Genomic DNA, 15,976 nt, shown 5'->3' with positions numbered 1-15,976 from the left:
ATAAAAGGAAATAAAATGGCATCATATTCAATGGGTGATTTAAAAAAAGGCTTAAAAATTGAAATAGAAGGTATTCCATATAAAATTGTTGAATACCAACACGTAAAACCTGGTAAAGGTCCTGCTTTTGTAAGAATAAAAATCAAGTCTTTTGTAAATGGTAAGGTTTTAGAAAAAACATTCCACGCAGGCGATAAGTGTGAATCTCCAAATCTTATAGAAAAAGAAATGCAATATCTTTATGATGATGGTGAATTCTGCCAATTTATGGATACTGAAACTTACGAGCAAGTTGCGATCAGTGAAGAAGATGTAGGCGAAAGTAGAAAATGGATGATTGATGGAATGAATGTTAGTGTATTATTCCACAACGGAAAAGCTATAGGTGTTGAAGTTCCACAAGTTGTTGAGTTAAAAATCGTTGAAACTCAGCCAAACTTTAAAGGTGACACTCAAGGCTCAAATAAAAAACCTGCAACTTTAGAAAGTGGAGCAGTAGTTCAAATACCATTCCATGTTTTAGAAGGTGAAGTAATTAGAGTAGATACTCAAAGAGGCGAGTATATAGAAAGAGCTAACAAGTAATATGAATGATAAAGCAAAGCGTGTTAAATATTTAAGAGCACTTGAAAAAGTTGCTCACCGCTTTGTTTTAGCTCTAAAAAAAGAAAATTTTTCTCAAGAATTATTTAAATTAAGCATAGAGCAAAATATAAAATTAATCAATAAATGCGAACCTACTTATCTTGATTCTTCTTATTCTAAAGAGCTTGAAAATTTTGTAAATTTATGTTGTTTTTCTGAATTAAGTAAGGAAGAATTAATTAATAAGTATAACAATTTAGAAAAAATTAAAAAACAAAATCAATATAAAAAAATCAAACATAAAAATCAAATATATAGTGATTATTAAAGGTAATAAAATGGATGAATTTGATAAATTATTTGAAACAACCCCTGAAGAAAAATTAATTGATGTATTACAAAATGCACCAAGAGGTGCAGTTCATAATAGCGTTGTAAATTATTGCAAAGAAATTGTAGCTTTAAGAATATTATTAGAAAAAAACAATATTGATAGCTATCAAATAGAAAAATTTATGTTTGAAAACGATGCATTATTAGAAGATAAGGCAAATGATGTTTATATAGAGTTTTGTGCAAAAATTTTAGGACATGAAGGCTAAAATGAAATTAAATTTTGGTGATATTGTTGAAATTGTTGATGATAGTTTAAATAATGAAGAAATATTGCAAAAAGCAATATCTTTAAAGCCTTGGAGAAAAGGACCTTTTAAGATTAATGATTTACTCATAGATAGCGAATGGAGAAGTAATGTAAAATTTAATCTTTTAAAAGATCATTTAGGCTGTATTGAAAATAAAGTAGTAGCAGACATAGGATGTAATAATGGATATTATATGTTTAGAATGCTTGACTTTAAACCTACAAAAATCGTTGGCTTTGATCCTAGTAAAAGATGTTATGAACAATTTCAATTTTTAAATTCTTTATTTAAAACAAACATAGATTTTGAACTTTTAGGTGTGGCTGATGTTCCCAATTATAAACATAAATTTGATGTAATATTTTGCTTAGGTGTAATTTATCACAGAAGTGATCCAGTTCAAATGTTAAAACAAATCAAACAAAGTTTAAATAAAGATGGAGTAGTGTTTCTTGATACTATATATATTGAAAACGAGCAACCTTTTGCACTTGTTCCTGATACAAGTTATGCAAAAATGTCTAATGTGTATTTTATACCGACAATAAGTGCTTTAAAAAACTGGTGTAAAAAAGCTAATTTCAAAGATTTTGAAGTTTTAACAACTTGCAAAACAACGATTGAAGAACAAAGAAAAACCGAATGGATAGATGGGTTTAGTCTAGAAGACTTTTTAGCTGATGATGATTTTACCAAAGAAGGTTATCCTGCACCAAAAAGAGTTTATGTAAAATTAAAGGTTTGATATGGCAGAAGAAAAAGTAGAAACAACAGAAGGTGAAGTAAAAACAAATATTGAAGCTTGTCCTTCTATTAACAATGAATTAAGCGGATATATAACAGAAATAGAAGAAAATAGGGCTGTTCTACAATTAAAAATAACTTCTGAGCTTATATGCGATAGCGAAGGTCTAGCACATAATGGTTTTATTTATTCATCTGCTGCTTATGTAGCGCAAGCTGCAATTAATAAGAAAAATACTTGTGTAATTGGCTCAAGGACAAGTTTTTATGCTCCAGCAAAAGTTGGAGATGTTTTAACTTATGAAGCTAATGCTAAATTTGATAATAGTAAAAAAAGAGAAGTAGTCGTAAAAGCCTTTATAAGAGATGTTTGTGTCTTAGAAGCAGTTTTTCATGTAATAGTAACTGAAGAGCATATTTTAAAAATGCAAAAAAGCGAATTAGCAAAATATCAAAGCAAAAAGCAAGATTAATAAGTTAGCTTAATGGCTAACTTGGATTATAGTATTTAAATTATAATTAGTATTGAAAACTATAATTTTCACATTTTAACTTTTTTACTCTTTTAATATGTTTGATCCAAGAAAAAGATGTATTATTTGCACTCTTTTATTATTTATTTATTTTAATTAATTTAAATTGATTTATAGATTAATTTATTAGTATTCTATTCTATTATGAAAGCAATTAAATTACAAATAGAAAATTTTTTCAATTTTCAAATATTTTACTTTATAAAAATATTTGCTCAAAATAATTTAATAAATATTCATTTGAATTGCAGTATTTTTAAAATTATGTATTAAAAATACGAAAATTAGTATAAATCATATTTTAATCATATTATTTTATGTATAATTATATGCAAAATAATCATATTAAAATACTTATAATTTTCAAATTATTTTATGATTTAAAAAAGTATTGAAAACAATAAAAATTTTTAATAATCTTAATCTAAGTATATTATCATTATAAAATCTTAAAATAAATACTTTAAAGGACATATATGAAACACCCGCTTGATTGTGAAGATAATTTTTCTAATTCATTATTGTTTTGGATTGCAAGGTATTTAAAACATAAATTAAATTCCTTATCTAATAAACTTTTAGAAAAAGCTGAAGAATTAAGAGAAATTAACATCGCATTAAATGCCTTACATAATATTGAAGAATTAGATGAGTTAGCTAAAAAAGCAAGAAATATTGGAATGATAGGAATAAATACATATTTTAACCCTATTAAAAAGTTTTATGAGCAAATCATTCACTATAAGCCCTACTCTTTAAAACAAATTGATGAAGAACTAGTAATTGAAATTTTATCAACTATTACTGCAGGTTTAAGTGATGCTAGTAAAAAAAATTACAAAATAGCTATTGTTAATTTCTTTAAATATTTAAGCTCACAAAACAAAGATGAAGAAGGAAGCCATTATTATGAAATTGAGCTTAAAAACTGGTCTGGACTAAACTCAAGCTCGGGAACTAAACTTCCTGAATATATGAGTGAAGAACAAATGAAATTATTTTTAAGCACTTTAAATGATTTTCAATACAAAAGCAATAGCGATAGAAACAAACTAGCAATTAAAATAATATTATTTACTGGTGTTCGTGTGAATGAGGTTTTAAGGCTTAGACTAAAAGATATTAGCTATGAAAATGATTTGATTAGCCTTAGGATTCATGCTAAAGGTAATAAATATAGAGTTGTTTTGCTTAATGTAAATTCAATAAAAGAGCATTTAGAATATTTCAAGCAAATTGCTAGTCCTGATGATTATTTATTCACAAACAAGCAAGGCAAACCGCTAACTCAAGCATATATTTCAAGACTAATTGAAAATGTTTTAATGCAAGCAGGCATTAGAAAAGAAAAAAACGGAGCTCATATGCTAAGGCATAGCTTTGCTACCCTACTTTATAAAAAAGAAAAAGATTTGCTATTAGTCCAAGAAGCTTTAGGACACGCATCGCTAAATACTTCTAGGATTTATACACACTTTGATAATGATAAGCTCAAATTAGCTGCAAAAATAGCAAATAATTTAAAAAACGATTAATACAAATTCCTGTTTCAAATTCTCATAATTTTTAAAGGAATTTGAAAACGGAATTTAGATTTATTTTATCTTAAAAGGTTTTTGTATAGCCTTATTTGCTTTAAAAGCTTTAATTTCATTAGGCTTTAAGGTTATAAAAGTATTTAAAATTCCTATTTCAAATTCTTTTTAAAATCTGCTTTGGATTAGTTATATAACTTTCTCCTTATTAAACTTTTCTTCTATAAGCTGTGATTGCGATTTTTGTAAAATCACCCCTTATATTATCATCATCTATTAGATTTGTAATGACTGCTTTATAAGTTTTATTCTCAGGTATAAAATAAAATCCAAGATATCTTACCGCCATAAAAACTTTTTCATTTTTTATACTCATAGTTCTACGACTGCCTACATTTGTATTTGCATTTGGCGTAGCGATTTTATCAAATACCAATATTTCATCACCATCTTTAGTAAGCTCATATATTTTAATATCAAGTGCAAGTGGATAATAAGAATTATCTCGTATATTATCTTCTATTTTTTTATCATATAAATCAACTGAATAAAAATCCTTACCTACTTCACCATATTCAAAACGCAAAGGATAAAAAGCATAAAATCCTAAATGCTCTCCTATATCTTTTCTTTGTGGCTTAAAGATTATTTCAAATTTAGTGCCTTTTTTACTTAAATCAAATAAAGTATATATAGGAGTTTTTGGTGTTTTATCTTTATGAAATATATCAAATAATCCAGTAATTAATAACGAAACTAGAATAAGCAATAAGCAAGTCTTTTTAAACATTTAAATTCCTTTATATAAGTTCAAATTCCTATTTCAAATTCTCATGATTTTTCAAGGAATTTGAATTAGGAATTAGAAGTTTTATACCCTACTTTCTTTTATTTATTATGTTTTTTATTTTCATTAATTTCATCAATCTCTGCTCTTATTCTTTTTCTTAATTCTTTTTCATTAGGACAAGAATTTTCTAAAACTCCTAATATTTCTAAACTTGTTCCAGAGAAAGAAAGGGAATAATTCTTTGTAGTTTTTACATAATCAATAATTTTTTGAAAATTATCGTATATTTCAAATATATCTTTTTTATAACATATATCTTGTGGGATTATTGCTGGTTCAATCATTTTTCCGTTTTCATCACCTTGTAAATTTAAGTATATATCTTTAGCATGAAGCATAACCACTGTATTTATATAAATGTAATAAAAATATTCCTTTGACTTTTGCGAATCAAAGTATCTTTTATAAGCCATATCTAAATATTTATATACTTCATCATGTTTATTTGATTCTTCTTTTAAATAATATACAAATCTATCAGTATCTAAATCTGTATATATTGAAACAAGCTTTAACATAGTTGCAAAGCGATTTTGATTTAGCTCAATATTATCAAAATAATTTTTCCCATATGGTAAGCGTTCAATCATTGAATAAATCTCATTAAAAAATTCATCTTTATAAGTATTTGCAACATACTTAGCATACGATAAATCATCACTTTTAAAAAACATATTTCTATTTAAAATCATCCACCATAAAATATCTTCTATGCTATCTTTTGGTAAAAGCTCTTTACCTTCTTTAAATTTATCATTCATTTGATTTATAAGAAATACCATTATAAAATTATCATAATTCAAATATGTATGCAATAATTCAATAACAATTCTATATTCCATCGCATTTACAAATTTAGCAGAAGCTTCTGGGTTTTTACTATATTGTATGTCAAAAGTTTCTTTTTGAGTTTCGCTAACCATTGCATAAAAACTTCCTATAATAAGAAAAATTATAGTAAAGACAAAAGCTATTACTTTTTTAAAAATGATTTTTAAATATTTTTTGTAATTTACTTGCATATTTAACCTTAATAAAATAATAGTTTAAATTATAATATATAAAAATAATTATTAAAATTATTTAATCAAATTCCTATTTCAAATTCTAAGGATTTTTCAAGGAATTTGAAATAGGAATTAGGACTTATTTTACTAAGCCCTTTTTTAAATCTCTTATTAAAAATCTAGCAGGATGAAGTGCGTGTTCGTATCTTTTAAACATTCCGCTAGGTGTATTATTAAAATAACTAGTAATTAATCTAGCCGATGTTAAGGCACTTGCAAGTCCCCTTGAACCATGCGCTGTGCTAATAAACACCCTACTTCTTGGAGCGTTGGTCTGAGGTTTGTGTTTATCAAACTGAAGAGCTTTATAAGTGCTTTTGTATTTATTCTCATTAAAATAAGCTCCTACGATAGGAAATCTATCCGATGAATAACTTCTATAACCTACCCTATTTCCTATAATTAAATGAGAATAATCAGCTTTAAAAATCTCTTTAAAATTATTAATATTAACTTCATCATAAACACTGCTAGCATCTGCTATAAGATTTCTATCATAAGTAGCACCTAATAACACAATGCCATCTTTAGCACCTGTAATATAGGCTTTTGAGCTTATTGGGTGTTTGTATTTTACTTGATTTTTTAGCCAAGTTGCTTGACCTCTTACTACTGATAAAGGAAGATTATTAAATATTTCTTTAGAATAAGCTCCTGTTGCAAAAATCACTGCATCAAAAGTCATTGTTTTGTTTTCAAAATCTAATTCTACTCTATCATAAAATTCTCTAAAGCCATTAAGCTTGTAGTTTAAAAATATCCTAGCATTTGATAAGGCAAATATTTTAGGAACTAATTTACAAGGCTCTAGCGTTCCGCCGTCTTTTAAAAAAGCAAAATCAAAATGTAATTTAATTAAAGGATTATCCTTTTGCATTTTAAATCTATCTTGCAGTTCTTTTGTATAAGCATGCTCTAAAACCCCTTCTAATTTGTAACCTAATTTTTTGTATAGTTTTGAACTATGCCAGAACGAAAACTGACTAAATTCTCCTAATAAACTTGAAGGATTTTGTATAAGAGCTGTTAATAAGCCGATTTTATTACCGCTGCCTTCGTTTGCTAAAGTATGGCTTTGCTCAAATACGCTTATAGTTTTACCTAATTTTGATAATTCATAAGCTAAGGTTGCACCAGCTATTCCACCACCTATTATTGCAATATTATTTACTTCTAGGTAATTTTTATGAAAATAACCATCAAGCTCTTCTTTTTGAACTTTATTTTTTAATATTGCTAAAGTGCTTTCTCTTTTAATACCTATTTCTATATTATTTATTTCAAAACCTAGTTCAATTAGGGCTTTTTTAAAATTAGAATTTGAACTATAACTTATTAATTTACCATTTGGTTTTAAAAGTTTTTTTACTTTTTCTAAAGTGTTAATTGAAAACATTTCTTGATTTTTACTAGGAGAAAATCCATCAGCATATACAACATCAGCTAAAAAATCCAAATCATCTAAAGCCACATCAACATCTTGAAAAACCAAATCAAGAGTAATTCCGTCAAATTCAATTCTATAAATACCATTTTTACAAGGCGGATAGTCGTTTATGAAGCTTTTGTTTAGTTCTATATTAAATTTTTTGCAAAAAAACTTAATATCTTCAATACTTTGATAATGATTTTCTATTGCTACATAATTTAGTTTTATTCCTTGTTCTATTGCTTTTTTTGCACTTAAAAAAAAGTTAAGCCCAAGACCAAAACCTAATTCTAATATAGTTAATTTATTATTTGCATTTAAAAAAGCATTCTCAACATAAATGCCATTTCTTTCTTTTAAAGGCTCTTTAATATTGTAATAAAAATCATCAAAATCTAAAGAAAAAATTTCATCGTTTTTTAGTACCCAATTAGCCTTTCTCATATAATTCTCCTTTATTTGTTCTTAATAAAATAATTTTCTATCCCATTAACAATACCATTTACTAAAAAATCTTGATATTTACTATCTGCTATATTTTTCCCTTCAATAGGATGAGAAATATAGCCTATCTCAATCAATACAGCAGGCATTAAAGCTCCTACTAATACCCAAAATGGTGCTTCTTTAACCCCGCCATCTTTTTTAAGATAATTTTTAGGAATTGAACTTAAAATCCCGCCTTGTATATCAATGGCTAGTTTATTAGACGATATTATTTTTTCTCTATTTAAAAAGTTTAAAAATGTTTGCTTAGAAAAATAATTCATTTCTTCTATATCACTTTTGTTTTCAATAGCTGCAGCATTTTTGCTTCTTTCACTTCTTGCTGGTGAGAGAAAATATGTTTCTATGCCGTAAATTTTATCTGTTTTTGACTTATCAGCAATTGAGTTTGCGTGTATGCTTATAAACAAATCACTCTTTTTATCATTTGCCATTTTTGTTCTGTCACGAAGACCTATATATATATCTTTATTTCTTGTTAAAAATACTTTATAGCCTTTATTTTTCAATGCTTTACTAAGCTTTAATGCTACCGATAAGGTAATATCTTTTTCATTTCTTCCAAAAGCATTTGCCCCTGTATCTTTCCCACCATGCCCTGCATCAATTGTAATTAATAAATTCGCTTTATTAAAACTCGCTTTACTTGATTTTAATTCTTCAGTAGAAAAAACAACTTCATTATCATCAATATTAAAAAATAGCTTTTGCTGTGCTTTAGTATATAAAACTACTCTTGTTTTTTTAGGGTTAAATTGAAGAATACTGATAGAATAATTTTTAAAATCATAGTTTTTTCTACCACCTAACAATACTCCATCAAATTCAATTATTTGATTTGTTCCATAGTTTATTGTTTTGATATTTTCTATTTCATAGCTTGTATTAAATTTAATACCATTACTTGTTTTTGTAACTTTACTTATGTTATTAGTGCCTTTTGTTTCTGCTTTTTCTTGATTTTTTTCTTCTATTTTTAATGAAGGCTTGATTATTTCTTCAGTTTTTTTGATTTGAGTATTTGCTGGTTTTTCTTCTTTTTTTACCGATGGTTTTTCTTCTTTTTTATTTACTATATTTTGTGTTTTTGATAAAACTTCTATATTAAATCCACTATCAATATTATATTTTATATCTATTTCATCTTTACTTCTAGCTACAATTCTAATTCTTTTCGGATTAAATTGCACTATGCTTATTTCGTAATTTTTATCAATAAAGGTTTCTTTTTTAGCATCTAAAATGCCATCAAATTCAAGGATTTTATTGTTTATTTCTTTGGTATTGTAAGTGCTTAAAGATATTGATTTTTCATCAATATTTCCTTTAATATTAAAATTAATTTTATTATCTTCTTTAATGATTTTTGTAATATAAAAATTACTATTAGTTTGAACTACCTTTTCACTAACTTTTGTAGTATCAGTTGGCTTTTGTATAGGCTTTTTGGTATCGTTTGTCTTAAAACTTAGTTTTTTAGCATTAATCCCTAATTCTTCTAATTCTTTTTGATAAGTAGAAGAATCAAGTTTTAATATATTTGAACTTAAAACTATTCTTTTTAAAACTTCTTTTTTAGTATCTAAATCGCCTGAAATTATACTTTTTATATAAATAGTTTTAAGTTTTTGATGAGTTGCTAATTGCTCTGTTTTGCTAGAAACTAGAAAATTCTTATCAAAATTTTTCAAATCTTCATCAAAGCTTCCAGCAAATAAAGCAATACTAAAAATTAGCAAAAAGAGTTTATTCATCTTCGCCATTAACTAATTTTTCAATTAACTCTTTAACACTAATTAATTCATTTAATCTATAACCATTAGCACCTGTAAAGAATAATCCACTCTCAACTTTTCCACTATAAGCATCATAAAGTCTTTCAGCTATACAATAGCCTACTTTTTTAGCTCCCCTACCACGCTCACATGGTGCAACACAGTTTGCTACACAAGATATTTTTGGAGCTGTGCCTTCTTCTATCATTTTTTGAAGATTAGTTCTAATTCCACGAGCTGGATAACCTACTGGGCTTTTTAATAATTCAATATCTTCTTTTTTAGCATTAAGCAATACTTGTTTAAACTCTAATGCAGCATCACACTCATGAGTTCCTATAAAGCGAGTTCCCATTTGAACCCCATTAGCACCTAAGCTAATTGCATGTAAAATATCATTCCTATTCCAAATTCCACCCGCTGCAATTAAAGGAATATTATTTCCCCATTCATCAAGCTCTGCTCTTACTTCAGGTATTAATTTATCTAATTGATAATTAGGGTCTAAGCATTGCTCGTAGGTAAAGCCTTGATGACCCCCGCTAAGTGGTCCTTCTAATACAACAGCATCAGGTAATCTATCATATCTTTGAGTCCATCTTTTGCAAATTATCTTAAGTGCTTTTGCTGATGATACAATAGGAATTAGTGCAACTTCTGGAAAATCCTTTGTAAATTCAGGTAAATTTGTAGGAAGTCCTGCGCCGCTAATAATCGCATTAAAGCCTACATTACAGGCATCTTTTACAATTCTTTCATATTCATTTGAAGCATGCATTATATTACAGCCCAGTGGTGCATCATTGCAAATCTTTCTTGCATTAGTAATTACTGCTTTTAAACCTTTGCTTGAATAAAAGTTTTCACTTCCGTAAGGCTTTCCATTTAGCTCTTTATTTATATGAGCTCTATTTTCATAAAAACCTGTTCCAACTGAAGAAATAATTCCTAAAGCACCATTTAAACTAACATTACCAGCCAATCTATCCCAACTAATTCCAAGTCCCATTCCACCTTGAAATACAGGAACTTTTAAAGTAAAATTTCTTATTTTTAATTCTGGTAAGCTCATTTTTATCCTTTAATCATTACTTTTGCGAATTTTCTTTTTCCAACTTGAATAATAAATTCACCATTATTTAATTTTAATTGCTCATCACTAATCTTTTCGCCATTAACGCTAACTGAATTAGCTTTTATCGCTCTTCTTGCTTCACTTCCTGAACTTGCAAGATTAGTATCCTGCATTAATTTTACAATCCATTGCTCTTCATTAAAACTAAACTCGGCAATATCACTTGGAAGTTCATTTTTGCTATGGATATTATCAAATTCTTCTTTAGCCTTAAGAGCTAATTCTTTACCCCAAAATCTTTCAACAATTTCTAAAGCTAAATTTTCTTTAGCTATTTTTGGATGTAAAGAATTATTGTTAATGCTTTCAAATATTTCATTAATTTCTTTTGTAGTTTTAAAACTTAAATAATCATAATAATTTTTCATAAGCTCATCGCTAATACTAAGAACTTTTGCATACATAGTATTAGGTTCTTCGCTAACTCCTATATAATTACCTAAGCTTTTACTCATCTTATTTACACCATCAAGCCCAACTAATAATGGCATCATTATAATACCTTGTTCTTTACCTGTATTATAAGTTCTTTGTAAAGTTCTTCCCATTAGTAGGTTGAATTTTTGATCAGTTCCACCCATTTCAATATCGCATTTTAATGCTACGCTATCATACCCTTGTAATAATGGATATAAAAATTCGCTAATAGATATAGGACTTTGTTCTTTAAATCTTTTTGTAAAATCATCACGCTCAAGCATTCTAGCTACACTAAAAGTTGAAGTTAATTCAACAATACCAACTGCACCTAATTTGTTTAACCAAGTTGAGTTAAATTTTAATTCAGTTTTATCTTTATCTAAAATCTTAAAAACTTGTTCTTCATAAGTTTTTGCATTTTTTAAAACTTCTTCTTTGCTTAGTTGTTTTCTTGTTGCACTTTTGCCTGTTGGATCACCTATTTGAGCTGTAAAATCACCTATTAAAAATTGAACAATAGCTCCATGGTTTTGTAAAAATCTCATCTTATTTAAAACCACACTATGACCTAAATGTAAATCAGGTGCTGTTGGATCAAACCCTGCTTTTACATAAAAATGTTCGCCTTTTTCATAGTAGTTTTTGATTAAATTTTTTATTTTTTCTAAATCTATAAATTCAGAAACTCCACGTTCTAAATCTTCATATATTTCATTTAAATTCATTTTCTATCCTTTATTCGCTATAAGCATCATTTAATGATACAAATTCGTAGATTTTACATTTTGATTTAATTTTTTCTTTTGCTATTTCAATATTTTGATTATCAGGAACTTCAAAAATTATTTCAAAATATTCTAATAAACTATCGGTATTTTTAGAAATATTAATACTGCTTATATTAATTTGAAGTTTTAATAACTCTGATAATAAAGCTAATAATGTGCCTTTTTTATTTTCTAACGAAAAAATCATTTTGTAATTTTTAGGCGCATGTTTTGACCATTTTATAAGAACCATTTCTGCCTTATTATCTTCCATTAATTTACTTGCTCTTTCGCATAATTTATTGTGTATAGTAACAGAATGATTATGCTTAAAAGCAATAATATCATCTCCTCTTTTTGGATTACAGCAATAATCAAAATCTATATTATTGATTTTGTAATTTGAATAAACTACAAGATTTTCAATTCTTTGTTTTTTTAAATCATAGTTTTTTACAAGCCAAATTCTTTTTGCGTATTTTTTTAAACTATCAATTGCTTTGCTTAAGGTTATATTATCACTTGCACATTTTTTAACAATTTTTGATAATTTTTCATTATTAATCCAAGTATTAATTTTTTCTTCATCAGCACTAAAAATAGTTTGCAATAATCTTAAGCCTACTTTTTGATCTATACTTGAAATTCTTTGTTTGCAATGTGATTTAATCATAGCCTTTGCTCTAGCTGTTACAACACTATCTAGCCAAGAACATCTTGGCTTTGCATTATCATCAATTTCTATTCTTACAATATCTCCATTTTTAAGGCTTGTAAGTAATGGCGATCTAACTCTATTAATATAAGCATGGCTTGCTTTAAGACCAATTTGTGAATGAACTTCAAAAGCAAAATCAAGTGCAGTAGAGCCCCTAGGAAGTGTAAAAATCTCGCCTTTTGGTGAATATACTGCAATATCTTCTACATACAAACTATCTTTTGCGTATTCGTAAAATTCTAAATCATTGTCCTTTTCTTCTAAAGAATTATTTGTAGCAATATCGCTAACCCAATCAGCCTTAAAGTCTTCTTTATCATTTTTGTATTTCCAGTGAGCTGCAATTCCTAATTCTGCAGTTTCGTGCATTTTATAAGTTCTAATTTGTGCTTCAATAATTGATTGAGCATCAAATAATGTTGTATGAATTGTCTGATAACCATTTTGTTTTGGTAATGCAATATAATCTTTAAATCTTGAAGCAAGTGGGTTAAAATGAACATGTAAAAGCCCTAAAACAATATAACAATCTTTCACATCTTTTACTAATATTCTAATACCTAATAAGTCAAGAACTTCTTCAATACTAACGCCTTTTCTTTGCATTTTTAAATATATTGAATAAACATGCTTAATTCTTTTTTCTATTTTAAAATCTACATCTTCAATATATCCATTATCACGCATAAGATTTATGATTTTTTCTATAAAATCATTTAAGGTTAATTGTAATTGAACATTATTTGCTTTTAAATAATCAGCAATCTCCTTAAACTCAGTTGGCATTAAGTATTTAAAGCTTAAATCTTCTAAATAGTTTTTAATACTTGAAATCCCTAATCTATGAGCTATCGGAGCATAAACCATTAAGGTTTCTTCCGCAATTCTTTTTTGTTTTGCTTCTTTTAAAGCATCAAGAGTTAGCATATTGTGTAGTCTATCACATAATTTAACTAATAAAACTCTACTATCTTCAATGCTTACCATAAGCATATTTCTAAAAGTCATTGCTGATTTTCTAAGTTTTTCATTAGATTCTGAGCTAGCTAGATTATCCCCACGAATTTCAACAATTTTAGTCATACCTTCAACCAAAATGCCAACCGAATGACCAAACATATTCACAAGTTCTTCTTGAGTGCATTCTGTATCTTCTACAACATCATGCAATAATGCAGCTAATATCATGCTTTCATCTTTTGAAAAGAAAGCTACAAAACAAGCCACTAAAATAGGATGAATAGAATAAGGTTCTCCACTCTTTCTAAATTGTCCTTCGTGAGATTTTATACAAAAATCTAAAGCTTTTTCAAGCATAGGAGTGCTTGAAAATAAAGAATATAATAATTCCTTAGCTTTATTTAAATCATTGCAGTATCTAACATCTTCTAATAATGTTTCAAAACTTAGAATATTTTTCATTGTATTATTCGTTAATTACACCATCAAAAATTATTTTTTCTTCTGCAACTTCTAACATTGCAATATCGCTAAACTTCATTTTACCTTTTTCTACTTTTACTAAAGGAGTTGCACCATCGCTTAACTCTCTAGCTCTCTTTGCTACTATTAAAGATAAAATATATCTATCATTTCCTACTTTTTCTAATGCTTTTGCTGCTATTTGTTCTGTTCTCATATAAATTCCTTTAAAATTATTGATTTTTTACTATTGAGCAATTACTAAAATCATCTTTAATAATTTTTAAAATATTACCTTCTTCAAACATATTGCAAACTACAATAGGAAGTTTATTATCTTTTGCAAGTGCGATTGCTGTATCATCCATAACCTTAATGTCATCGCCCATTGCAAGCTCATAACTTAATTCATCATATCTTTTTGCATCTTCAAATTTCATAGGGTCTTTATCATATACACCATTAACTTTTGTTGCTTTTATAATCATTTCAGCATTAATTTCAATCGCTCTTAATACTGCTGCAGTATCTGTTGTAAAGAATGGATTTCCCGTTCCAGCTGCAAAAATTACAACTCTACCTTTTTCTAAATGTCTTTGAGCTCTTCTCATAATGAAAGTTTCACAAAATGCTTCCATTTGAATAGCACTTTGAACTCTTACGCTAATTCCACAGCTTTCAAGTGCTTCTTGCATAGCAATAGAATTAATTACAGTAGATAGCATTCCCATATGATCGCCACTAACACGCTTTATAATACCATCTTTTGCAGCACTAACACCACGAATAATGTTACCACCACCGATTACTATACCTATTTGTGTGCCTTCATCTACTAGTTGTTTTATTTGTTCTGCAATAAATTTTAAAATATGTGTATCAATGCCAAAACCTTGCGAACCCGCTAAAGCTTCGCCTGAAAATTTAATTAAAACTCTTTTAGCCATAACTTCTCCTTGAATAATAAACGCGATACTACAAAAAAACTTTTAACGCTTAAACTCAAGCAAAAATTTTTCAATTTGATATCTATCTCTATAAGCAGAACTCATTAAATGTATTAAACAATCTCCTAAATCAAGAACACTCCACTCATCAGCACACTCTTCATAATATACTTTGCTATTATGTTTTTTTATTAATTCTTTTATATCTTCTATTAAAGCAATAGATTGCTTACTTGATATCATAGTAGCTATTATTACTTCATCTACAAAATATTCACTTCCTTTTAAGCTAATTAGCTCTACATTTTCAGCTTTTTTCTCATCTAAAAGCTTAATTATCTCTTCGTTTCTACTCATTTTTTTCCTTTGTAAAATTCTTTTACTTCATCTTTTATTTTTGGATTAACTTTTTCTAAAACTAAATTATCTCTTATAAAACTTGATGATATATCTTCGTTAATATCAAGCTTTAAATAATCATTAGGTATAAAAATATTATCCCTACTTGCTATTACAAAAACAACATTTCTTGATAATTCTTCATAATTATGCCATTTATGTAAAGTTTTTAAATGATCTGCTCCTATTATAAAATAAATTAAACTAGGATTTAGTAAATTTTTAAAATACATTACACTATCAAAGCTAGGAACAGGTCTATTTTGTTTAACTTCATAATCACTTATTATTAATTTGTCACTTTTTGTAAAAATTTTTTCAAGCCATGAAATTCTTAACTCAGGACTTGCACTAAAATTTTCTTTAAACAAACTAATGTAAGTAGGTAATATTATAAGCTTATCAATATCTAATGTATTTAACGCTACATTTACTACTTTTTCATGACCTAAATGCACAGGGTCAAAACTACCGCCAAAAATTGCTATTTTCAAAATCT

17 protein-coding genes are annotated in these 15,976 nt (G+C 27.1%); 6 read left to right on the top strand and 11 right to left on the bottom strand.

Annotated elements, in window-relative coordinates; all coding sequences use genetic code 11:
* Positions 1 to 15: 15 nt before the first annotated feature.
* The 6 genes from efp to AVANS14531_RS01815 all read left to right on the top strand — a co-directional run bounded on the left by efp (position 16) and on the right by AVANS14531_RS01815 (position 4,041).
* The gene (efp, locus tag AVANS14531_RS01840) at positions 16 to 585 is read left to right on the top strand and encodes an elongation factor P (RefSeq protein WP_239816784.1); all 570 of its coding nucleotides are present in this window, start codon (positions 16 to 18) and stop codon (positions 583 to 585) included.
* A 1-nt stretch (position 586) separates the two neighbouring features.
* On the top strand, positions 587 to 913 hold the full coding sequence (locus AVANS14531_RS01835; protein ID WP_239816785.1) for a hypothetical protein: 327 nt from the start codon (positions 587 to 589) through the stop codon (positions 911 to 913).
* Positions 914 to 923: 10 nt separating this feature from the next.
* A complete protein-coding gene (locus AVANS14531_RS01830; RefSeq protein WP_239816786.1) occupies positions 924 to 1,187 on the top strand; it encodes a DUF2018 family protein in 264 nt (87 codons plus the stop codon).
* Entirely contained in the window at positions 1,177 to 1,974 is a 798-nt protein-coding gene (gene cmoB, locus AVANS14531_RS01825) for a tRNA 5-methoxyuridine(34)/uridine 5-oxyacetic acid(34) synthase CmoB (RefSeq protein ID WP_442862385.1), read from the top strand. Before AVANS14531_RS01830 ends, cmoB begins: the two co-directional genes overlap by 11 nt.
* Position 1,975: 1 nt before the next feature.
* A complete protein-coding gene (locus AVANS14531_RS01820; RefSeq protein WP_336611106.1) occupies positions 1,976 to 2,446 on the top strand; it encodes a hotdog fold domain-containing protein in 471 nt (156 codons plus the stop codon).
* A 536-nt stretch (positions 2,447 to 2,982) separates the two neighbouring features.
* On the top strand, positions 2,983 to 4,041 hold the full coding sequence (locus AVANS14531_RS01815; protein ID WP_336611105.1) for a tyrosine-type recombinase/integrase: 1,059 nt from the start codon (positions 2,983 to 2,985) through the stop codon (positions 4,039 to 4,041).
* 208 nt (positions 4,042 to 4,249) lie between these two features.
* On the opposite strand, the gene AVANS14531_RS01810 is transcribed toward AVANS14531_RS01815, so the two are convergent.
* The 11 genes from AVANS14531_RS01810 to nadD all read right to left on the bottom strand — a co-directional run bounded on the left by AVANS14531_RS01810 (position 4,250) and on the right by nadD (position 15,971).
* Positions 4,250 to 4,831: a hypothetical protein gene (locus tag AVANS14531_RS01810; protein ID WP_336611104.1), complete on the bottom strand. Its 582-nt coding sequence runs from the start codon at positions 4,829 to 4,831 to the stop codon at positions 4,250 to 4,252.
* 98 nt (positions 4,832 to 4,929) lie between these two features.
* Positions 4,930 to 5,913 carry a hypothetical protein gene (locus AVANS14531_RS01805; RefSeq protein WP_336611103.1) on the bottom strand — a complete coding sequence of 328 codons (984 nt, stop codon included), beginning with the start codon at positions 5,911 to 5,913 and terminating at the stop codon, positions 4,930 to 4,932.
* A gap of 124 nt (positions 5,914 to 6,037) precedes the next feature.
* On the bottom strand, positions 6,038 to 7,831 hold the full coding sequence (gene mnmC / locus AVANS14531_RS01800) for a bifunctional tRNA (5-methylaminomethyl-2-thiouridine)(34)-methyltransferase MnmD/FAD-dependent 5-carboxymethylaminomethyl-2-thiouridine(34) oxidoreductase MnmC (protein ID WP_336611102.1): 1,794 nt from the start codon (positions 7,829 to 7,831) through the stop codon (positions 6,038 to 6,040).
* 11 nt (positions 7,832 to 7,842) lie between these two features.
* Complete coding sequence (locus tag AVANS14531_RS01795) at positions 7,843 to 9,648, bottom strand: N-acetylmuramoyl-L-alanine amidase family protein (RefSeq protein WP_336611101.1); 1,806 nt, start codon at positions 9,646 to 9,648, stop codon at positions 7,843 to 7,845.
* Positions 9,641 to 10,741 (bottom strand): nitronate monooxygenase family protein, encoded by a 1,101-nt coding sequence (locus AVANS14531_RS01790; protein WP_336611100.1) that lies wholly within the window; start codon positions 10,739 to 10,741, stop codon positions 9,641 to 9,643. Before AVANS14531_RS01790 ends, AVANS14531_RS01795 begins: the two co-directional genes overlap by 8 nt.
* A 2-nt stretch (positions 10,742 to 10,743) precedes the next feature.
* Positions 10,744 to 11,949, bottom strand: a complete 1,206-nt coding sequence (gene tyrS, locus AVANS14531_RS01785) for a tyrosine--tRNA ligase (protein WP_336611099.1) — start codon at positions 11,947 to 11,949, stop codon at positions 10,744 to 10,746.
* Between the two features lie 10 nt (positions 11,950 to 11,959).
* Positions 11,960 to 14,131 (bottom strand): RelA/SpoT family protein, encoded by a 2,172-nt coding sequence (locus AVANS14531_RS01780; RefSeq protein WP_336611098.1) that lies wholly within the window; start codon positions 14,129 to 14,131, stop codon positions 11,960 to 11,962.
* A gap of 4 nt (positions 14,132 to 14,135) precedes the next feature.
* On the bottom strand, positions 14,136 to 14,348 hold the full coding sequence (locus tag AVANS14531_RS01775; RefSeq protein WP_239816796.1) for a DNA-directed RNA polymerase subunit omega: 213 nt from the start codon (positions 14,346 to 14,348) through the stop codon (positions 14,136 to 14,138).
* 16 nt (positions 14,349 to 14,364) lie between these two features.
* Complete coding sequence (gene pyrH, locus AVANS14531_RS01770; RefSeq protein WP_239816797.1) at positions 14,365 to 15,078, bottom strand: UMP kinase; 714 nt, start codon at positions 15,076 to 15,078, stop codon at positions 14,365 to 14,367.
* Positions 15,079 to 15,120: 42 nt separating this feature from the next.
* Positions 15,121 to 15,435, bottom strand: a complete 315-nt coding sequence (rsfS, locus tag AVANS14531_RS01765) for a ribosome silencing factor (protein WP_239816798.1) — start codon at positions 15,433 to 15,435, stop codon at positions 15,121 to 15,123.
* Positions 15,432 to 15,971: a nicotinate (nicotinamide) nucleotide adenylyltransferase gene (gene nadD / locus AVANS14531_RS01760; RefSeq protein ID WP_336611097.1), complete on the bottom strand. Its 540-nt coding sequence runs from the start codon at positions 15,969 to 15,971 to the stop codon at positions 15,432 to 15,434. The genes rsfS and nadD overlap by 4 nt, the downstream gene beginning before the upstream one ends.
* Between the last annotated feature and the right edge of the window lie 5 nt (positions 15,972 to 15,976).

Origin of the sequence: Campylobacter sp. Cr9, assembly GCF_020138295.1 — a bacterium.
Lineage (GTDB): Bacteria > Campylobacterota > Campylobacteria > Campylobacterales > Campylobacteraceae > Campylobacter_E.
The sequence above is the reverse complement of the archived record's forward strand: the minus strand, read 5'-3'. Positions and strand labels throughout refer to the sequence as shown.